This is a genomic window from uncultured Sphingomonas sp. (assembly GCF_964021865.1).
Taxonomy (GTDB): domain Bacteria; phylum Pseudomonadota; class Alphaproteobacteria; order Sphingomonadales; family Sphingomonadaceae; genus Sphingomonas.
Genome location: NZ_CAXIAM010000027.1, coordinates 1 through 20,967, shown reverse-complemented (window position 1 = coordinate 20,967; position 20,967 = coordinate 1). Strand labels below are relative to the sequence as shown.

The following is a 20,967-nucleotide window of genomic DNA, read 5'->3' as shown; positions in this document are numbered from 1 at the left end:
GGGTCGGGGTTAAAAGGTCGCCTGTTTTGGCGGAATTGGCTCAGCCTGCACCCTGTCCCTGGGCCGGCTTCAGACGGGTGCCCTGAAGCACAACAGCGATCCGCATCGCCAGCACCAAAATGAGGGCGATCGCGAAGGGGGCAAAGAACCCGTGGTGAACCGCCCGTGGAAAATAGGATTTCGCAAAGGCGAACCAGATATAATAGCCGCCTGTCAGGTGCAGCCATCGCCACGCTACCGGCCCGATCGCCTGCGCGGGCCGCCGGAACGATGTCGCTGCCATGGCGAGGATATAGAAATATCCCACTCCATTGAGCACATATCCCAGCGGTTGCTGTGACGCGTAGAAGGCGTGTGCATCGGTCATGACATAGGCGCCGATCGCCAGCGCATGGACCAGATGCGACCCCGCAAAGGCGACGCCCAGATAACGCCTGTTGCGGACGAGCCAGCGCGCGGCGTTCGACGGCCACAGGCGGTTGAGCGCCGACGCCATGAAGGCGGCAAGAAACAGGATCAGCGACGCCCGCGCGCTGAAGCGGATCGCAAAGCGTGCTCCGTCGCTGCCGCCGATCCCAAAGATCATCAGCAATGCGACGCCGAGCACCACGCCCGTGAGGACGAGCGTCAGCCGCCAGCCGCCGGTTCGAAGCCCCGTCGGTCGGCGGAAGTTTGCAGATTGCTGCATGTTGCACCTCGTTGTGAGCCCGATCGCCGCCCCGTCCGCAACGGACCGCATCGAACAGGGAACGATCATCGACGCGCGCTATGACGCCGTCGTCGCCCATGACACAAATGAAGATTGACGGGCCGATCCAGTGCATTTCATGATAAGCCGATGCTGGACCCCGTGCTTCTTCGCAGCTTCATCGCGGTGGCCGACGCCGGTAGCTTCACGCGCGCCGCGGAGCAGCTTCATCTGACGCAATCGGCGGTCAGCGCCCATCTGCGGCGGCTCGAAGGCGATATCGGCCATCGACTGTTCGAGCGGACGACGCGAGCCGTGTCGCTTACCCCCGCCGGGCGTCGGCTGTCGGGGTACGCGCGCAGCATCCTGGCGTTAACCACCGACGCGCGCTTGAGCCTCGGCACGCAATCGACGCTGGCTGGTCGCGTCCGCGTCGGGGCGAGCGAAGGGATGGCAAAAGGGCCTTTGGTCGATTGCCTGCGCCGCTTCGGCGCCGTTCATGAAGGAATCGAAATCGGGTTGCGGATCGGCCTGATGGGTGATCTGCTCGACTCGCTCGATCGCGGCGAACTCGACATCGTACTGGGCAGCCGATGCGGCGATGACCGTCGCGGGGATGTTTTGTGGTCGGAACCGCTCGTGTGGGGCGCGGCGATCCATTTCGACGTGCCGGCCGGCATCTTGCCGCTCGCCGTCTATCCCGACGCTTGCCCCTATCGCGCCGCGGCGATCGAGGCTTTGGCCCGGGTCCGCCGCAACTGGCGGATCGCCTGTCAAAGCTCAAGCGGCGACGGCCTGCTCATCACGGTCATGGCCGGGCTCGGCGTGATGCCGATGACCCGTTCCACCTGCCAGACCGCAGGATTGCGCGAAGTCGAGGGGTTGCCATCCTTGCCCGATGCGCAATTCGCGCTCGTCGGCGGGAGCAGCGGCAGCGCTGCGGTGACGGCCCTCACCGACGACGTTCGGCACTGTATGCGCGACCGGGCCCGCGCTGGAGCCTGACCCCGACCGCCGTGTCGCCGGCCAATGCCCCGGAAGGTGCCAGTCCGTCGCTTCCAGCCGTGACGGCGGACCCCCCTCACCCCTCGCGCGCGAGCGCCTTCAGCCGGTACAGCGTCTCCAGTGCCTCGCGCGGCGTCAGCGCATCCACGTCGAGCGCCTCGACCTCGGCGCGGATCGCGTCGCAGGTTTCCTCCTCGGCCTGCGCGGCGGCGGCGAACAGCGGCAGGTCGTCGAGCCCCGCCGCCAGCCCGCCGGTCTTGGCGCGCCCCGCCTCCAGCTTCGCGAGCACCGCCTTGGCGCGCGACACCGTCGCGGTCGGCATCCCCGCCAGCCGCGCGACCGCGAGGCCATAGCTGCGATCCGCCGGCCCGTCGGCGAGTTCGTGGAGCAGCACCAGCTCCCCCTTCCACTCGCGCGCGCGGACGTGGTGGAGCGACAGCGCGTCGCAGCGCTCCGCCAGCCGCGTCAGCTCGTGGTAATGGGTCGCGAACAGGCAGCGGCAGCGATTGTCCTCGTGGATCGCCTCGACCACCGCCCAGGCGATCGCGAGCCCGTCATAGGTCGAGGTGCCGCGCCCGACCTCGTCGAGGATCACGAAGCTGCGCTCGGTCGCCTGCGCGAGGATCGCGGCGGTCTCGACCATCTCGACCATGAAGGTCGAACGCCCGCGCGCGAGATTGTCCGACGCGCCGACGCGGCTGAACAAACGGTCGACCAGCCCGAGCCGCGCCGCCGTCGCGGGCACATACGCCCCGGCCTGCGCCAGCACCGCGATCAGCGCATTCTGGCGCAGGAAGGTCGACTTGCCGCCCATGTTGGGCCCGGTCACCAGCCACAGCCGCGAGCGTTCGCCGAGCACGCAATCGTTGGCGACGAAGCGGTCGCCGCTCTTCGCCAGCGCCGCCTCGACCACCGGATGCCGCCCGCCGGTGACGTCGAAACAGGCGTGGTCGGCAAAGGCGGGGCGCGTCCAGCCGCCCTCGATCGCGCGCTCCGCCAGCGCGGCGGCGACATCGAGCCGCGCAAGCGCGTCGGCGGTCGCGGCGATCGCCAGCCGCCCCGCCAGCGCCTGCGCGGTGAGGTCCTCAAGATGCGCGGCCTCGGCGGCGAGCGCATGCGCGCCGGCCTGAGTCACGCTGGCGGCGACCTCGTGCAGCTCGGGCGCGTTGAAGCGGACGACGCCGGCCAGCGTCTGGCGATGCGTGAAGCCCGAGTCGGCGGCCATCAGCGGGTCGGCGGCGCGCGCCGGCACCTCGATATGATAGCCGAGCACACCATTGTGGCGGATCTTGAGCGCGGCGATCCCGGTCTTCGTGCGGAACGTCGCCTCCAGCGCGGCGATCGCGCGCCGCCCGCCGCTGCCGGTGTCGCGCAGGGCGTCGAGCGCGGGGTCGTAGCCCGCCGCGATATAGCCGCCGTCGCTCGCCTCGATCGGCGGCGAGGGCACGAGCGCGCGCTTGAGCAGGTCGATCAGCACGCCATGCCCGTGCAGCCGCGGCGCGAGGTCGGCGAGCATCGGCGGCGCCTCCGCCAGCTTGCCGAGCCGGTCGCCGATCGCCCAGGCGCCGTCGAGACCGTCGCGCAATTGCCCGAGATCGCGCGGGCTGCCGCGCCCCGCCGCCAGCCGCCCCAGCGCGCGGCCGATATCGGGCAATGCGCGCAACGCGCCGCGAATGCGGTCGCGCAATCCCGCATCGTCGTGGAACAGCGCGACCAGATCGAGCCGCGCCTCGATCGCGCCGCGCTCCATCAACGGCGCGCCCAGATCGGCGGCGAGCAGCCGCGCGCCCGCGCCCGTCACGGTCCGGTCGACCGCGTCGAGCAAGCTGCCCTTGCGCTGCCCCTGCGCGGTGCAGGTGATCTCCAGGCTCTCGCGCGTCGCGGCGTCGATCGCCATCGTGTCGCGCGCCGCGGCGAGCACCGGCGGGCGCAGGAACGGCAATTGCCCCTTGGCGGTATGGTCGAGATACGCGACCAGCCCGCCCGCCGCCGCCAGCCCGGCGCGCCCGAACTGACCGAATCCGTCAAGCGTCGCGACCGCGAACAAGCGCTTCAGCCGTTCCTCGGCGCGCGCGCTGTCGAACTCGGCGCGCGGCCGCCAGACGGTGGCGGGCGCGTCGCTGCCCTCCGCCGCGACCACCTCCGCCGCGCCGAGCCGCGCCAGCTCGGCGCCGAGCGACGCGCGGTCGCAGGCGATCACCTCGAACCGCCCGGTCGAGACATCCGCCGCCGCCACCGCGACCTCGCCCGCGACCTCGCCGATCGCGACGCACCAATTGGCGGCGCGCGCGTCGAGCAACGTCTCCTCGGTCAGCGTGCCGGCGGTGACGACCCGGACGATCGCGCGGTTGACCAAAGCCTTCGACCCGCGCGCCTTGCGCGCCGCCTCCGGGCTTTCGGTCTGCTCGGCGATCGCAACGCGGTGCCCGGCCTTGATGAGCCGTTGCAGATAGGCGGTCGCGGCATGGACGGGCACGCCGCACATCGGGATCTTGCTCCCACCATGTTCGCCGCGCGAGGTCAACGCGATGTCGAGCACCTGCGCCGCGACGCGCGCATCGTCGAAGAACAATTCGAAGAAATCGCCCATTCGGTAGAAGAGCAGGCAATCCTCGGCGTGCGCCTTAAGCGCGAGATATTGCGCCATCATCGGCGTCGGGGCGGGGGTGGTGGTCATGAACGAGGTCCGGGAGTCGCGTGGCGTGTCAGGGATGCGCACGTCGCATCGCGATGCCGTCAGCCATCACCGCGCGCAAGCCACTCCTTGAACGGCAGCCGTCCGGGCTTGCCCCACGTCTTCGGCCATTCGCCGACGACCTCGTGCGAATGAATGAGGGTCCTCGAGTTTCTCATCCAGGTCTAGGGTGAGTCTCCGGCGTTCATTCGGCCGCAATCTTGGCCGCGGCAGCAGCATATTTGACCGGCGTCAGCCAGCCAAGCGATGTCTCAGGACGGCTCTCGTTGTAGTCGCGTCGCCATGCCTCGATCTTGGCCCGAGCGTCCTCCAGGGACAGGAACCAGTGCGTGTTCAGGCATTCGTCCCGCAGGCGCCCGTTGAACGACTCGACGACGGCCAACCATCGTTCCAGTTCCGCAAGCGTCAGACACGCGGCCTTGTCGCTGTCGTAACGTCCACGCTGCATGACGTTGGAGAAGGTGGTGCCCGGCAGGCCATGCACCAACTCCATCGGCGTTCCGATTACCCGTTCCACAATCGCACCGACCGGCGGTCGCCCGAGTGGTCGCCAGTCGATCGTGATGTCCGCCTCTTGCCGCGTCCGCCATCAGACCCGCTGCTGACCAGCGCGGTTAGCGTACCGCCACCCTCACGACATCTACGAAGCAAGCGGTAAATATGACGTTCGGATACGCTCAAGGTGACTGCGGCTGCGCGGGCCTGCTCGCGGGGACAGGCCGGCAGCGCAAAGTGGCGGAACCACCGACGCACGCCGCTCTGCCTCCTGCCACAGGGGTGGGGGCACGAGGCTCAGGTCTGGAAACGCTCCCGCCATTTGCCGACCTCCACTCCGATAGAAGTTCAGGCTGCTGACATCGACTTCGATCGCCAGCGACACCGCCTGTGGCAAACGCCGATCCCGCTGAGCAATTGATTACGGACCTGCGGCTGACATCGGCTTTCAGAACTGACAGATGACAAAGTCAGCCGCGATAGGTTTCGACGGCCTGACGACCGATGCCGGGATCGTCGGTGAAGAACTGGTCCATTCCCGCGCGCAGATAGGCGTGGATCTCGGCGATCGACCCTTGGGGATGGCGCGCATTGTCGCCGTCGCCATTGCGGAAGTCGGCAGCCAGGAAGCGGTTCTCGGGCCGGAATTCATAGCCGCCTACCAGCAGACCCGCCGCCTTGGCCCAAGCAATCGCCGGCGCGGGTTCGCCTAGCAGCCCATCGCCGCGCAACGGGATCAGAGCGCGGATGTCGGGGGCCACGATGTCGGCATAGGTGACGATTCCACGCAGCCCCTCCCGGGTCATCATATCGGCATAGCGCGTGGTACCCCCTTTCGCCGAAACGTCGAGCGGGACCATCGGCGCATCGTCGATCAGCTGCATCAACTGCACCGATCCGCCGCGCGGAAAATGCGCGCGCAATCGCTTCAGTGTCGCGATCTCGAAACATTGCACGATGAGCGGCGCGTCGCGTAGGTAGCGATGCGCGGCGACCGTGGCGAGAAAGCGATCCTCGACCGGCAATCCCACCGAAGCGAAGATGGTGGGTGCCTTCAGCTCTGGCGCAATTCCGATCGGTCGCCCGCGCGTCGCAGCCTCGGCCGCGACGAAATCGATGATCTCGTCAAAGCTGACCATCTGGAACATGCCGTCATAGCGGGTGTTAGCGGGACGGATATCGGGGATGCGTTCCTTCAACCGCAGGCGTTTCAGCTCGGCAAAGGTAAAATCGGTGATGAACCAGCCCTCGACCCGCTGGCCGCCGAGCGACACCGCCTTGCGGCGATCGGCGAATTCGGGATGGACGGCGACGTCGCTGACCTTGCCCAGATCGGGTTCGTGCAACGCCATTAGGACACCGTCCTTCGACGGCATTAGATCAGGTTCGATATAGTCCGCGCCATCGGCGATCGCCTTGGCATAGGACGCCAGCGTGTGTTCGGGGCGCAGCGCACAGGCGCCGCGATGGCCCAGTACCACCGCCTTGTGTGGTCGCGTGAGTCCTGCGGCGGACAGCGTCCCGGCCGCCGCGATCCCGACGCCGGTCAGCGTGGCCTTCATGACGGTGCGGCGATCCATATCGGTCACAGGCTCGTTTCCTTGGGCAAGTGGGTGGGAGGGGCAAGGCCCCTCCCGGTCAGGGACGATCGGTCCGCGTTCAGAAACGATAGGACAGGGTGGATTTGTAGAAGCGACCGGTCTGCACGTAGGAGCCGTTGCCGCCGCCATCCTGCGTGCCCAAATAGCGGGTCGAGGTGCCCAGCGTCTTGTAGAAGCTGTAGCTATCGAGCAGATTCTGCACCTGACCCGACAGCGACCAGCGGCCCAGCGTATAGGTCGCGTTGACGTTGAGTTGGCGTATCGGTTGAAGGTAATTGTCGAGCTGGTCGTTCAGGCTGAGCAGCTGGCGGCCGACATATTGCCAGGCCAGCCGCGCGGAAAGATGCGGTCGCTCGTAGAAAAGCTCGGCATTGTAGATGAGCTTGGCGGCGCGGGGCAGTTCGGTGTCGCCGCGCCCCGTCAGACCGGGATCGGCCTTGCTGTGCTGCAGCGTCAGCGATCCCTCCAAACCGAAGCCACCGAACAGCGGCCCGAATTCGCGGAACTGCTTGCGGCCGTGCAGTTCCAGACCATAGACCTCGGCTTCGCGGCCGTTCATCGGCATGGTGTAAGTGATGCCGCCAACGACATCGCTGGCGGTAACCCCGTTGGGGCCGCTGCCCGTGGCGCTCGCAGTGAAGACGAAGTTGGACAGCTTCTTGTAGAAGCCCCCCGCCTCGACCACCGCACTACGATCGGGATACCATTCAACATTGGTGTCGAGACTGGTGGCCGTGACCGGCTTCAGATCGGGATTGGCTCGGCTGACGCTCTGCACCGCGCCGGTCAGGTCGTTATAGCCATAGGTTTCCGGCCCGGCGATCAGCGCAAAAGCGGGGCGGGCGAAACTGCGCCGCGCCGCGGCACGCAGGATCAGACGGTCGGTCGGTCGATAGCTCAGGTTCAGGCTCGGCAGCCATTTGCCGTACCGGTTGCCGTCGTGGATGAAGTAACCGCCGCTCTGGGCGAGGAGCCAATGGCTCGCCGCGAACTCGGTCCGTTCGTAACGGACGCCGCCCACCGCCTGAAGCCTGCCCAATCGCACGTCGCCCTGAACATAGCCGCCCAGCACGGTCTCGCTGCCGAACACTGTGTTCCGGTTGTAATCATTCTGCGTGTAGTTGCCGGGGTTCGGGGTGCCGTTCGGCGTGAACTGGTTGGTGTAGGCGTAGGGCAGGATCGCCTGTTCGAAATAGCCGCGGTCATAGAAGCGGAAGTCGGGATAGTTGCCGCCCATGAAGGTGATCGTCCGACCGGGCAGGGCGGCGGCGGTCGGCCCCTGCGCGTTGAACAGATTGGGTCGCCCGCCCGACGCATCGGGAATGACGAAATTGTCGCCATCATTGCCGAGCAGACCGCGATCATATTGCGAACGGTCGGAGACGTTCAGGTCGATACCGGTCGACAGTTTCCGCAAGACGCCATCGCCCTGCCAGGCGAGATCGGTGCGCATCCCGTACATGCGGTTGCCGGATTTCACGTCACGTCCTTGGAACTTCCAGACGCGTACCGATTGCGGGCTGAGCACTGCGGCGCGCTGTGTCGCATCGGCGAAATTGAGCTCGATCGCGGCCGGATCGGATGTGTCGATACGTACACCTGGGATCGGGCCGCTGCTGCCACTGACAAGGTCTAGCCCACTGTACAGACTGCCCTCGACATAATTCGGACGTGCCTGATCGGCATAGCCATAGGATGCGCGCGCCGAGAGTGTCAGCCGGTCGGTGAAAGCCATGTCGGCACCCGCCTGCATCGTCGCAAGCGTAGAGCGCTGGTCACGCGCCTGGAAATAGCTGCCCGCCAGCGTCCCCAGCGGGGTGTACTGGCCGTTGATGTAGAAGGGGGCGGCACCGATCAACTGGAGCAGCGCGCTCGTGACGCTGTGCTGCACGTCGAGCGACGATACTTCGTAGCGGCCATAGGAGCCGCGCAGAAAGGCGGTGACACCGTTGTCGCCATGAAAGTCGAGCGAGGCGTTGCCGCCGTAGCGCTTGATGACCGAATTATACATGTCGTATTTGACGCCCAGTGCCACGAGGTCGTCGCGCGCGGCGGTCGGGGTCGCGGGGATATAGCGGAGCGCCTCGGTCGTCTCCGCTGCGGAACGGCGCTCCTCGTAATAGCCGGTCGCATAGAAGCCGACCTTCTGCGCCGTACCCAGCAACTTGGCCAATTCGATCTGTCCGACACCGCCAAAGGCAGGAAAGCCGAGGTGATCGGCGCGTCCGGCAAAATTGCCGCCGCCCGTCACGCGTAGATAATTGTCGCCATATTGGAAGCCCGTCGGCGTAGCGATGTCGACCGTTCCGCCGATCGAACTGCCATAGTCCGCTGCCGTCGGCGTCTTGGCGACGGTGGCCGAGCGCAAACCATAGGGCGCGATCATTTTGAGCGACAACGCACGGGTATATGGGTCGGCCTGAGGCACGCGCATGCCGTTGATCGAATATTCGTTGAAGCTGGAATCGAGGCCGCGGATCGAGATATATTCCGCCTCCCCGGTCGCCGCCTGGCCCAATCCCATGTCCGCATACGCCGTAACGCCCGGCAGGACGGCGAGGATGTCGACGATATTGCCGCCCGGACGGCGGGCGATCGTCTCGCCCGACATGACCGCGTTCGTCCCCGGCTGCTGCCGCTTCCAGGCCAGTGCCTTCTCCTCCTCGAGCGGCGCGGAACCCGTCACGACGATGTCGTCGCTGGCGGTGGTCTGGGTAGAGCCGTCAGCGGGCCGCGCCGGGGCGACCGGCTGCGGCGCGACCAGGCCCAGCACGATCATATGGCCATCGTCGCTTCGCACCGTCAATCCGCTGCCGCTCAAGAGCTGGTCCAGCGCGCCGCGCGGCGACATCCGGCCGACGATGCGCGGCGACTGCCGATGCCGGATGGCACCGGCTGGAAAGAAGATCTGTCGCCCTGCCTGCTGACCGAAGGCGGTCAGTGCACTGGCCAGCGGCTGTGCGCGGATGTCGAATGCGCGATCCGCGATGACATTCAGCGATTGAGCCTCGGCTACAGGCGCACAAAACGTTGACGTTGCAAGCAACGCCGCACCAAAACGACCGATCATGAATTCCCACAAGACGATGACGCGATCTGCGCCGTCCTTTCTCTTGACGGATGCAGTAAGAAAAACCGCCAAACCGTGATCACAAACGTGACGCAGCTGGTACTACAGAATATTACCTTTTCGTGACGCCGACTTGCTCAACGAATATCCCGATGCCGTGGCGGTAATGCTGACACCAAGGCCGACTGCCAATGCCTTCAGGAATGCGGTCGGATCACCGGTTTCGAACCGCCCACCCACCGGCGTATCGGCAAGATCGGGGTCGAGGATGACGATCGGGCGCGCCAGATAGCGATTATATTCCCTGACCGCGGCGCTCAGCGGCACATCCTGAAACACGATGGCGTGTTCCCGCCATGCCATGCTGGCGGCGGCCTTGTCCGTGGCAATGGCGAGCAGCGTCGTATCGCGAGGGGCGATAACCGCGCTATTCGCCACGGCCGATCCGGCAATGACGGACGCGCCCGCCCTCCCCGGCCCGTCGACCCTCGCCCGCCCTTCGATGGCCAGCAATTCGACCCCTTCGTCATGCAGCCGCAGGTTGAAGACGCCTGACGACAGGACGATCGGGGCAGGACCTCCGCGCAGCATGGCTACCGGCCCGACGCACAGCGTCATGCAGACCTCGCCCTTCTCGAGCCAGAACACGCGTTCGGTTGTCGAGAAGCGCCATGACAATCGGGTATCGGTGTTGAGCTCCAACCCGCTGCCGTCGGGCAGAAGAAGGCGTCTGCTCTCTCCAACCTCGGTGGTCGCACTACGCCAGGCATAAGCAGGGGCGACGATCACACCGCCGGCGAGGACGGTGGCGATGCCGGCGAGCGCGCCGACCCGCAACAGATCACGTCGGGATGCCGGCCGGAATGGCGCACGACGCGGTGGAGCGGAGGAAGCCTTGAGAGTGTCTGCCGTATCGGCACGCCAGAGCGCCAGCACGCGACAAAAGGCCAATGCATGCAACGGGCTCGCATCACGCCAACAAGCGAAGGCTGCCTCGTCGATCCGTCCGGTGCGGTGCTGGGCGAGCCAATCGGCCGCCTCGCGCAACGCCAATCCGTCATCGTCCGTCCGGCTCCCATCGGCCAATGCTGTCATCCACTTACGTTCGCAAAGACATGACGGTCGGATCGCACCGATCCGCCAAGGACGCCGCAAATAAATCGGTCAGTGCGTTGCAGTCCCGGTCCGCCGGTGATGCGACCACAGGTCGAAACTATCGTCGATCGGATCGCTGCGATCGACGGTCATGGCGACGCTCAGCAGAATCAGCGCGCGAGCAAGACGTTTTTCGAGCGTCGATAGGCTGATGCCGAGTTCGATCGCGACCGCGCGCGGGGATGCGCCATGGACCCGGCATTTGAGGAACACCACGCGGCATCGCTCCGGCAAGCCATCGACTTCCCGTACCAGCCGGCGCAGCGTGTCCCGATCCTCCGCCACGCGATGCTGATCGGGCATATAATCGGGAATATCGATATGCTCGATTTCGGACATCGATTGAAAATCGACGATTTTGGCATGCCGCAAGCGGTCGATCGCCGCGTTGCGGATCATCCGCCGCATGTAGCCGAGCGGGTTGGCAATGCTCTCCCAGTCGGTCAGGGTCAGCATGCGCAGGAACACGTCCTGCACCAGGTCGCGCGCGGCCTCGCCGGTCGGACAGATCCGCGTGGCGATCGCCAGCAGCTGACGTTCGTGCGGCAAGACCTGCTCGACGAACCAGACATCGATCGCGCGGATTATCGACAACGGATGGGCACCCTCAATCGTATACGACGGCTTTAGGGCGGCTTTGTGGCACCGGTGCTACAACCACTTTCCCAGACAGTGGGCCACGCAGCAACGGCCTGACCTTCTCGTGTATCTAAATCCGAATCATGTGATCGGGCCCATCCGGCTGCCGGATGCGAGCTCCCCACAGGCCGAAGACAGGGCCGAGCGCCGCATCGAGCGGCTAGCGGCTAGCGGCTAGCGGCTAGCGGCTAGCGGAAACGCTTTCACGGCTGACTTATGCGACGTCAGCAAGCGCTGAAATGCGTCGGCAAGACGGGTGTCGCGAAACTTAGGCTTCGACCGGGTCACCTTCCACCGGCGCTTCGGTGAAGAGGTGGTGCGGTTCTTCTCGAAAACATTCGCTCGTGGGTTTCGAGAAGGCAATTCCGTTCCCGGTTCCTGATCCTTCTGGGAAGGCCCCGGCCGTCTCGCTGGCCGTTACCAATCAAGAAAATGGTTCGGGGACCTACCGCGCAATCAAAAAAGGCCCGGCAGTGGCAAGAAGGGATCGCTGATGCTGGCGCGACCTGGTTCGTCGCAGCGCCCGGCTAGCCGGCAGAGATACGCGCCGGCGAGGTCGACGACGGTGACGTCGTACCAGCCGAGTGCGTCGCGCGTCGACCAACGATGATCGCCGGGCATGAGCGGGTGCGAAGCCGAAGCGCCGCCGGGCAACAGACGGGTGATGGTCAGCGCCGCCGCGGTGAGCGTGGCAGGGACACGAAGCACAAGGTCGGATGGCGTGATTGTCCACGACAGGTCGCGCAGCGCGTCGTTGTGGTCGCCGGCGAAATGGCGGTGGAAGCCGCTCGGCCCCAGGACCCAAAGATCGTACTCACCCTGGCTGTCGAAATCCCAACAACCCTCCAGCCGATCGCCTGCGGCGACCGTGTAGCGACGCGGCACGTTGCCGAGCGCTTTCCGGTCGTAGACGTGGAAGACGGCCCCCTGCCCATCGGCGGCGAAGGCCAGCGCCAATCCGGACGCGGTACGACGCACGGTGACGTCAAGCCGGTACGGCAGTGGGCGGGATCGTCGCACGCCCACCTCCTGCCAGGGAGCTCCCGACCTGGAAGGAGGCGCGGCGGGTGAGATTTGGTGCGAAAGGGCGGCGGCACGCCGCGCCTCGGCGCGCGGATCAGGCGGAGTCAATGGAGCGACGTCGGCGGTTGTGAAGTCGAAGGCGGAGGTCAGGTCCCCGCAGACTGCGCGTCGCCACGCCGATATTCCGGGGGCGTGAAAGCCGAAGCGCCTCTCCAGGAAACGTATGACGGAGGTATGATCGAACACCTGCGAATTGACCCACCCCCCGCGGCTCCACGGCGAGACGACATACATCGGCACGCGCGGTCCCAGCCCGTAGGCGCGACCGCGATAGGCGGGCAGATCTACCTCGTGATCGCTCGCGCTGGGCACCAGGTGATAGGCGCCCGACAGATCGATGCTGGAGCCGCCCGCCAACGTTCCGTCGGGTGCGCGCGACGGCGGGGCGGGCGGGGGGACATGATCGAAGAAGCCATCATTCTCGTCGAAGGTGACGAACAATACCGTCCGCGCCCATGTCGCCGGATTGGCGGTAAGCGCGTCCAGCACCTGCGCCGTATAGGCGGCACCTTGTGCGGGGCTGGAGGGATTAGGATGTTCCGATCCGGCAGCGGTGGCGATGACGTATGACACCTGCGGCAGCCGCCCAGCGACAGCATCAGCGCGCAACCGATCGAGGCCATAGGTGGTCAGCGCGCGCTCCTTGAGCTCCGGGTCTCCCGCGCCGCGATGCGCGTCGCGGAAGGCCGCGAAGCCGACCAACGGGTTGTCGGTGAAATTGTCGTCCATGTCCTGATAGATGCGCCAGTCGATCCCGGCGGCCTGCATCGCCTCGACGACGGTAGGCCAGCGATAGGGGTCGGCGGCGCCTCCCTGTTCGACGAAACAGTCGTGCGAATTCGCGATCGCGGGGCCGCCATGTGTCCCGGCGGGGTCGTTGGTGCCGCTCCAGAGGAACAGGCGATTGGTGTTCGTGCCGGTCTGGACCGAGCAATGATAGGCGTCGCAGATCGTGAAAGCCTCCGCCAGCGCAAACTGGAACAGCAAATCGGCGCGCCGGTAATGTCCCATCGCGCGCTGTTGCTTTGCCTCCGGCCAGTGCGCCATGCGGCCGTCGTCCCAGGCCGCTTGCGCATCCGGCCACGCGTGCGGAGTGCCCTCCATCCGCATCAGGTCGAAATCAGCGCGTGTGTCGAGGTGAAATGGCGAAACCAGCCGCGCGCCGCCCGGGGCGGTCCGATCGTACTGCTGCCAGACGGTGCGCGGTGCCGCCCCCGGCGTCAGCGGCGCTAGCGGGATAGGCAGGCGATCGGCGAAGCCGCGCACGCCGCGCAAGGTGCCGAAATAATGATCGAAGCCGCGATTCTCCTGCATCAGGATGACGACATGCTCGACATCTCGCAGCGTGCCGGTCCGGAGATCCGGCGCGATCGCGGCGGCGCGGGCGATCGCGTCCGGGAGCAACCCCGCCCCCCCCGATCGCGAGGCCGGCGGACAGAAGCGAGCGGCGGGAAAGGTCGACCATCGATATGTCCCTACCACGAAGGGGGCGGGGACGGACGCACCGTCCCCGCCTGAACGTCAGAAGTCCAGCGTCAATGCCGCGGTCACCGTGCGCGGCGCACCCAGGAAGGCCGAGCCGCCGTCCGCACCCGCCAAATACCGCCGATCCGCCAGGTTGTTGGCCTGCACCGTCAACGCCACGCCCTTCAGCATGTCGTTCACCTGCCCCAGGTCGACGCCGGCATAGGCATCGATGGTCATAAAGCTGGGCGCGACGGAGGTGCCGGCGGTGTCGATGAAGCGATCGCCGACGAACTTGGCCGCACCGCCCAGCTTGAAGATCGAGGGCGTATAGTCCGCCGCCAGCACCCACATGTGACGTGGCGAGTTGATGACCTGCCGCCCCGGCGTGACGCCGACGTCTTCGTCCTGCGCGGCGTTGCCGGTGCCGATATAGGTGGCGTGATTGAGCGTATAGCTGCCGGTCAGGGTCAGCGCGGGCAGGACGCGGTAGGCAAGTGCCGCTTCGATCCCGCGGCTCTTGATGCCGCCGACATTCAGGTAGACGCTCGACTGTTCTTCCAGATAGTCGATGCCGGTGACCAGGTTGGCGGAGATCGACTGGATGTGGTTGTCGAACTTGATGTCATACGCCGTGACCGACGCCTGTACGCGGCCGGTGGCGTAGCGCGCGCCGATCTCGATGTTGTTCGCGGTCTCGGGCTTAATCCGTGCGATCACCTCGCGCGGCTCGCCCAGCGGGCCGTTGCCGATCGCGGCGAAATTCTGCGAATAGCCCGCGAACGTTTCCAGCCCGGCCAGCGGCGTGTGATAGACGACACCGGCTGAGATCAGCGGATCGCTGTGCGAGGTCAGCTTCGTGCTGTCGCGATCGTTGAGCAGTTCGGTGCGTGTCTGGTCGAGGAAGAACTGTTTCACGCCGAACCGAGCGGTCACCGGCCCCAGCGTCAACGCGTCCTCGGCATAATACATCAGCTCGTCGAGGCCGTAATCGGTGCTGAACTGCACGTAATAAGGTTTGCCGTCGAAGGCTGGCCCGATCAGCGCATTGGTGATCTTGTGCCAGTCGCGCAGCTGGTTGGCGCGGCCGCGCTCCCACCAGATACCGCCGCGCAGCGTGTTCTGGATGGCGCCGAAATCATGCGTCCAGGCGGCGTCCGCGGTCATGCCGCCGCGGTCGTTCTTATAGTGTGTGTGCCGGTACGACATCACCGGCAACGATGCAGCCGGGTAGCAATTGGGCGCTGATTCCGCGGGGATCGCGGCGGTGCCGTTGCATCCCGCGATGAAGGTTGCCGCCGCCCCGGTCGGGCTGACGAAGTAGATCTTGCCGAGCGCCGACCCGCCGAACTGCGTCGGCAGCGCGCCGGTGAACTCGCTTTCCGGATTGCCGGTGCCGTCGTTGCGGACGTCGACCAGATACGGCGGCGCGAAGTCGCCGCGGCCGCGCATGCGGTGGTAATAGCCGTTGACCGACAGCTTCACCTCACCCAACTCGGTTTCTGCGCGCAGATAGCCGAACAGGTTGCGGCGCAGCGCACGCGAGGTCGAGCGGTACGCCTGGTCGATATAGGGAATGCCGGTCCACTGGTCGGTATAGGCATCGTGGTTCGGATCGCTGGCGAACATCGCCGGATTGACCGAACCATATTCGGCTTCGTCGGCATCGTCGTAACTAACCCAGCCGGTCAGCTTGACCGCGTCGATCTGGCTGACGAGCTTTGCGTCGACATGGTCGCGGCGTGTCTCCCCCGAACCGCCGATCCAGTCCTTCACCCGTGAGGTCGAGGCGCTGACGAAAGCGATGGTGTCGGGCGCGATTTCGCCGGTGTCGACGCGGCCGTAGATCTTGCGCGCACTGAAGTCCCCGCCCGCCAGGGTAAAGCGAACACGCGGATCAAGCGTCGGATCGGCCGTCACATAGTTCAGCGTGCCGCCCAGCGCCTCGTTCGAGCGCGAGGAGATGTCGGCCGTGCCCTGCGACACGACGACGGTCTTCAGGTCGAGCACGTCGAGGTAGCGGTTCGCGCGCGACCCGCCGCCATAGCCCGAGCCGCCGTTGGGCAGGCCGTCGATTGTCGAGCCGATCTGCTGCCCGCCTCCCCCGCCGGAGCTGAAGCCGCGGATGCTGATCGAGGTCGCCCAATCCGATGAGCCGAACGAATCGCCCTCCGCGATGAAGACGCCCGGCAGTTCCTTAATAACGTCGTTGACGCTGGTCAGCGCCGATTGTCGCTCGACCATCGGCGCAGTCACCTGCGTGCTGGCGAACGCCTGCGCCCGGCCCGTCACGACGATATCCTCGGCGCCGGTCGTCGCGCCGATCGCCGCCGGCTCGTTACCGGCTGGTGCGGTCTGCGCCCAGGCATGACCCGTCCCTGCCGCGATCGCGAGGATCGCAGCGCCTATCTTCCACTTCATCGATGATCTCCCCCGCCATGAGCGGCTTTTCCCGCTCCCCGGCATGAGCGCGCCCATTGCACAAGCCGGTGACGGATCTGTGACGTTATGTGGACTTGTGTGGCTTTAGCAGATCTGCGGACACAGTGAGATTGCGAAGGAGCGCACATCCCACAGGAGTTCACATGCGACCCCGCTATGCTATGCACGGCCGATGTTGCAGACCGTTCGCACCGATCGCATCCTGTCGCTGCTGGAAGACCAGAGGGCCTGTTCGATCGCGGCGCTGGCGCAGGACCTAGGCGTGTCAGAGGAGACGATCAGGCGCGACGTCCGTCGGCTGGAGAAGGTGGGCCGCGTCAGTAAGGTGCACGGCGGCGTGCGAATAGCGGGCAACCACCTGGAGGGATCGTACCGCGCTCGGATGCGCGAGGCGGCGGCGGCCAAGCAGGCGATCGGTACCGCCGCCGCCCGGATCGTGGAACCCGGCATGACGATCCTGATCGATTCCGGCACCACGTCGTTCTGGACAGCGCGCGCGCTGTCGGCGCGGCGCGGGGTGACCATCGTGACCAACAGCCTGGACGTGGCGACGGAAATCCTCGGCCAGTCCGACCACCGGCTGTTCTTCACGGGCGGCGCGCTCAACGTCGATTATCGAGCGGCCTTCGATCCGACCGCGATCGCCTTCGCGCGGCAATTCGTCTTCGATGTGGCGATCCTGTCGATCGGTGCGATCGAGGCGCGCCATGGCTTCCTGGATTTTGATCCGGACGAGGCGCACTTCAAGCGGGCGCTACTCGATCGCTTCCGCCGCAGCGTAATAGTCGCGGACCGATCCAAGTTCGATCGAAACGGCACGCGGCACGTCGCCGACTTCGGCGCGATCGGCGATCTCGTCAGCGATGCCGCGCCCGCCGGGCCGCTGGCCATAGCGCTTGCGGAGGCCGGAACGCGGGTCGCGGTTGTCAGCGACGATAGCGCCGGCTGAACCAGACGAACGACACCGCCATCGTTGCAAACAGCAATGCGCCGGTCCCCAGCGCTGCATAGCAGAAAAGGTTCAGCAAGCGCGCTTCCGGGCTCGCCAACTTATGCTGCAGCAGCAGTCCGATGCTTCCGGTATAGCCGAAGGCAGCCGCCAGGTAGATCAGGGAGCCGGCGTTGCCCAGCGGGTCATGAACAGCAGCGTCGAGGAAGCGAGCAACGCGGCGCCCACCAGTACCGCTACTTTGACCGCAAGCAACGGGATGCGACCGCGAGCGGAAGCCGGTAGAAGCAGCGCCATGCTTTACCGCACCACCCTGCCCTCTCCGCTCGGCGAGCTGACGCTGGTCGCCGACGATGCCGCGCTTGTCGCGATCCTGTGGCCTGACGACAAACCGGGTCGCGTGCAGCTGGAAGCGACCGCCGAGCGCCCCGACCATCCGGTGCTCGCCGCCGCCGCGACCCAGCTCCGCGAATATTTCGCGGGCAAACGCACCGCCTTCGACCTGCCGCTCGCCCCGCGCGGCACCGCGTTCCAGTGCGACGTGTGGCGCGCCCTCGACGCCATCCCCTATGGCGAGACGCGCAGCTACGCCGACATCGCCCGCGCGATCGGCCGCCCCACCGCCACCCGCGCGGTCGGCGCGGCGAACGGGCGCAACCCGATCTCGATCGTCACGCCCTGCCACCGCGTGATCGGCCGCTCGGGCGCGCTGACCGGCTTCGCGGGCGGGCTGGCCGCCAAGCAACATCTGTTGGCGCTGGAGCAACGCTAGGAGGCATTCCCAACCGCGCCCGCATTCCGTAAGGGCTGTCGCCATGACCGACGATCGCACCCAGGCCGACGAGCGCAACGTCCAGTTCGAGCGCGAAGCATTATTGTTTCACTCGGAGGGGCGCCCCGGCAAGATCGAGATTGTCCCCTCCAAGCCGATGGCATCGCAGCGCGACCTGGCGCTCGCCTATTCGCCCGGCGTCGCGATCCCGGTGCAGGCGATCGCCGACGATCCCGCGACCGCCTATGACTATACCGCCAAGGGCAATCTGGTCGCCGTCATCTCGAACGGCACCGCGATCCTCGGCATGGGCAATCTCGGCGCGCTCGCCGGCAAGCCGGTGATGGAAGGCAAGGCGGTGCTGTTCAAGCGCTTCGCCGACGTCGACTCGATCGACATCGAATTGAAGACCGAGGACGTCGACCGGATCATCGACGCGGTCGAGCTGATGGAGCCCACTTTCGGCGGGATCAACCTGGAGGACATCAAGGCTCCCGAATGCTTCATCATCGAGCAGACGCTGCGCGAACGGATGAACATTCCGGTCTTCCATGACGACCAGCACGGCACCGCGATCATCTGCGCCGCGGGCGTCATCAACGCCTGCCTGCTGACCGGACGCCAGCTTTCCGAGATCAAGGTCGTCGTCAACGGTGCCGGCGCGGCGGCGATCGCCTGCACCGAACTCATCAAGGCGATGGGCGTCCGCCACGACAACGTGCTGATCTGCGACCGGACCGGCGTGATCTATCAGGGTCGCGACGACGTGAACCAGTGGCAGTCGGCGCACGCCGCCAACACCGATCGCCGCACGCTGACCGAGGCGCTGCGCGGCGCCGACGTGTTTCTCGGCCTGTCGGCGGCGGGCGCGCTCAAGCCGGAGATGGTGGTCGACATGGCCCCCGCCCCGATCATCTTCGCGATGGCCAACCCGGAGCCGGAGATTCGCCCCGAACTCGCCAAGGCGGCGCGCCCCGACGCGATCGTCGCCACCGGGCGTTCGGATTATCCGAACCAGGTCAACAACGTGATCTGTTTCCCGTTCATCTTCCGCGGCGCGCTCGACGTGCGCGCGACCGGCATCAACGACGCGATGAAGATCGCCGCCGCCAACGCGATCGCCGAACTCGCGCGGCAGCGCGTGCCCGAGGAAGTCGCGATCGCGTACGGGGTGCAGCACAGCTTCGGCCCCGAATATATCATCCCGTCGCCGTTCGACCCGCGTCTGATGGAGATCGTCCCCGCCGCGGTCGCCAAGGCGGCGATGGACTCGGGGGTGGCGACCAAGCCGATCCTCGACATGGCCGCCTATGCCGCCGCCTTGCGCGCGCGGCTCAACCCGACCACCTCGGTGCTCAGCCTCGCCTATGAAGGCGCGAAGGCCAATCCGAAGCGCGTGCTGTTCGCGGAAGGGGAAGAGGAAGTCGTGCTGCGCGCGGCGATCGCGTTCAAGGAAGGCGGGTACGGCACGCCGGTGCTGGTCGGGCGCGAGGACGTCTACGACCGGCTGCGCGCGCTCGGCATCGCCAACCCGGAAGAGTACGAGCTGCACAACAGCCGCGTCTCGCCGCTGGTGCCCAAGATGGTCGACTTCCTCTACGCGCGCCTGCAACGCCGCGGCTTCCTGCGCCGCGAGGTCGAGCGGATGATCAACCAGGATCGCAACATCTTCGGCTCGGTGCTGCTGCAGCTCGGCGAGGCGGATGCGATGATCACCGGCGTGACGCGCCCGTTCGCGCAGTCGATGCGCGAGATCAAGCGCGTGATCGATCCCGCGCCGGGACGCACCGCGTTCGGCATCCATGTGCTGGTCGGCCAGTCGCACACCGTCTTCATCGCCGACACGACGGTCAACGAACGCCCGACCGCCGAGGAACTCGCCGACATCGCCGAGCAGACCGCCGCGGTTGCGCGCCGGCTCGGGCAGGAACCGCGCGTGGCGTTCCTCAGCTATTCGACCTTCGGCAACCCGAACGGCCAGTGGCTCGACAACATCCGCGGCGCGGTACAGGTGCTCGACGAGCGCAAGGTGAGCTTCGAGTACGAGGGCGAGATGGCGCCGGACGTCGCGCTCAACCCGCGCCAGCTCAAGAACTTCCCGTTCGCGCGGCTGTCCGGGCCGGCGAACGTGCTGGTGATGCCGGGGCTGCAATCGGCGAACATCTCCGCCAAGCTGCTGCGCGAACTGGGCGGCGACGACATGATCGGCCCGATGCTGGTGGGGATGGAAAAGCCGGTGCAGATCGCGCCGATGACCTCGACCGCCGGCGATCTGGTGACGCTGGCGGTGCTCGCGGCGGGGGGGATTGCGCGCTGAGGTGAGGTAGTCGCCAAGACGGTGACGGCTATCGCCCCAGTTGCGGACGTGTCGGAGCCGAGGCACCCTGCTGCTATGCTACTCCGTTCTCTCCCAGTGTTCGCAATCGCCGCTCTTTGCGCCTGCTCTGCAACGCAAGTAACTGAAACGCCTTGGCAGCCTTCGCCTTCTGGAGAGTGGCTGACCCGCATAGAACGCTCGAACACATCCGGGCCGGGCGCGGGCGATCTTACTGAAACCATTCAGGTTAAAGCGCGACTTTCTGACGAGCCAATCAATATTTTGACAATCGGACAAATGAACGGTCCTGCCCGGATAGAGCTACACTGGCGTGATCCTACGCATCTTGAAATAGGTTACGCGAACGGGGATATCCAGTTTCAAGCGGTTAAGCTCGGTAAATTGGCAATCACAGTGATCTCGCTTCCCCGCTAAACTCCATTTTAGCTGACGTCTGCTTTCCACAACAAGCGCCCGAATAGCCCTCTCCCCTGCGGGGAGAGGGTTGGGTGAGGGGTCGCCGCAGACGCTGCCCTCCGTGAGACACAGCCCCTCTCCCAACACTCTCCCCGCAGGGGAGAGGACGTTACCG

General features: G+C 66.1%; 13 protein-coding genes and 1 pseudogene. 5 read left to right on the top strand and 9 right to left on the bottom strand.

The window, feature by feature from the left end; translation table 11 throughout:
- Positions 1 to 40 precede the first annotated feature (40 nt).
- Positions 41 to 688, bottom strand: coding sequence for a hypothetical protein (locus tag AADI75_RS09045; RefSeq protein ID WP_341208706.1), 648 nt, complete (start codon positions 686 to 688; stop codon positions 41 to 43).
- 150 nt (positions 689 to 838) lie between these two features.
- On the opposite strand from AADI75_RS09045, the gene AADI75_RS09040 reads away from it, so the two are divergent.
- On the top strand, positions 839 to 1,693 hold the full coding sequence (locus tag AADI75_RS09040) for a LysR family transcriptional regulator (protein ID WP_341208705.1): 855 nt from the start codon (positions 839 to 841) through the stop codon (positions 1,691 to 1,693).
- A gap of 76 nt (positions 1,694 to 1,769) precedes the next feature.
- Here the strand turns inward: AADI75_RS09040 and mutS are convergent, their stop codons facing one another.
- The 4 genes and pseudogenes from mutS to AADI75_RS09020 all read right to left on the bottom strand — a co-directional run bounded on the left by mutS (position 1,770) and on the right by AADI75_RS09020 (position 9,263).
- Positions 1,770 to 4,343 carry a DNA mismatch repair protein MutS gene (gene mutS / locus AADI75_RS09035; protein ID WP_341208717.1) on the bottom strand — a complete coding sequence of 858 codons (2,574 nt, stop codon included), beginning with the start codon at positions 4,341 to 4,343 and terminating at the stop codon, positions 1,770 to 1,772.
- Between the two features lie 229 nt (positions 4,344 to 4,572).
- A pseudogene (locus tag AADI75_RS09030) lies at positions 4,573 to 4,767 on the bottom strand (transposase); the annotation flags it as partial.
- Positions 4,768 to 5,353: 586 nt separating this feature from the next.
- Positions 5,354 to 6,463 (bottom strand): glycerophosphodiester phosphodiesterase family protein, encoded by a 1,110-nt coding sequence (locus AADI75_RS09025; RefSeq protein WP_341208716.1) that lies wholly within the window; start codon positions 6,461 to 6,463, stop codon positions 5,354 to 5,356.
- Positions 6,464 to 6,542: 79 nt separating this feature from the next.
- On the bottom strand, positions 6,543 to 9,263 hold the full coding sequence (locus tag AADI75_RS09020; protein WP_341208704.1) for a TonB-dependent receptor: 2,721 nt from the start codon (positions 9,261 to 9,263) through the stop codon (positions 6,543 to 6,545).
- On the opposite strand from AADI75_RS09020, the gene AADI75_RS09015 reads away from it, so the two are divergent.
- On the top strand, positions 9,264 to 9,518 hold the full coding sequence (locus tag AADI75_RS09015) for a hypothetical protein (RefSeq protein WP_341208703.1): 255 nt from the start codon (positions 9,264 to 9,266) through the stop codon (positions 9,516 to 9,518).
- 138 nt (positions 9,519 to 9,656) lie between these two features.
- Here the strand turns inward: AADI75_RS09015 and AADI75_RS09010 are convergent, their stop codons facing one another.
- The 4 genes from AADI75_RS09010 to AADI75_RS08995 all read right to left on the bottom strand — a co-directional run bounded on the left by AADI75_RS09010 (position 9,657) and on the right by AADI75_RS08995 (position 16,316).
- The gene (locus AADI75_RS09010) at positions 9,657 to 10,649 is read right to left on the bottom strand and encodes a DUF4880 domain-containing protein (RefSeq protein WP_341208702.1); all 993 of its coding nucleotides are present in this window, start codon (positions 10,647 to 10,649) and stop codon (positions 9,657 to 9,659) included.
- 69 nt (positions 10,650 to 10,718) lie between these two features.
- Complete coding sequence (locus AADI75_RS09005) at positions 10,719 to 11,258, bottom strand: sigma-70 family RNA polymerase sigma factor (protein ID WP_341208701.1); 540 nt, start codon at positions 11,256 to 11,258, stop codon at positions 10,719 to 10,721.
- 546 nt (positions 11,259 to 11,804) lie between these two features.
- Positions 11,805 to 13,835, bottom strand: a complete 2,031-nt coding sequence (locus AADI75_RS09000) for a phospholipase C, phosphocholine-specific (protein WP_341208700.1) — start codon at positions 13,833 to 13,835, stop codon at positions 11,805 to 11,807.
- 117 nt (positions 13,836 to 13,952) lie between these two features.
- Positions 13,953 to 16,316, bottom strand: a complete 2,364-nt coding sequence (locus AADI75_RS08995; protein ID WP_341208699.1) for a TonB-dependent receptor — start codon at positions 16,314 to 16,316, stop codon at positions 13,953 to 13,955.
- A gap of 193 nt (positions 16,317 to 16,509) precedes the next feature.
- Here AADI75_RS08995 and AADI75_RS08990 point away from each other — a divergent pair, with 193 nt between their 5' ends.
- The 3 genes from AADI75_RS08990 to AADI75_RS08980 all read left to right on the top strand — a co-directional run bounded on the left by AADI75_RS08990 (position 16,510) and on the right by AADI75_RS08980 (position 20,375).
- Entirely contained in the window at positions 16,510 to 17,286 is a 777-nt protein-coding gene (locus AADI75_RS08990) for a DeoR/GlpR family DNA-binding transcription regulator (protein WP_341208698.1), read from the top strand.
- Positions 17,287 to 17,581: 295 nt separating this feature from the next.
- Complete coding sequence (locus tag AADI75_RS08985) at positions 17,582 to 18,058, top strand: methylated-DNA--[protein]-cysteine S-methyltransferase (protein ID WP_341208697.1); 477 nt, start codon at positions 17,582 to 17,584, stop codon at positions 18,056 to 18,058.
- Positions 18,059 to 18,101: 43 nt separating this feature from the next.
- Positions 18,102 to 20,375, top strand: a complete 2,274-nt coding sequence (locus AADI75_RS08980; RefSeq protein WP_341208696.1) for an NADP-dependent malic enzyme — start codon at positions 18,102 to 18,104, stop codon at positions 20,373 to 20,375.
- Positions 20,376 to 20,967 lie beyond the last annotated feature (592 nt).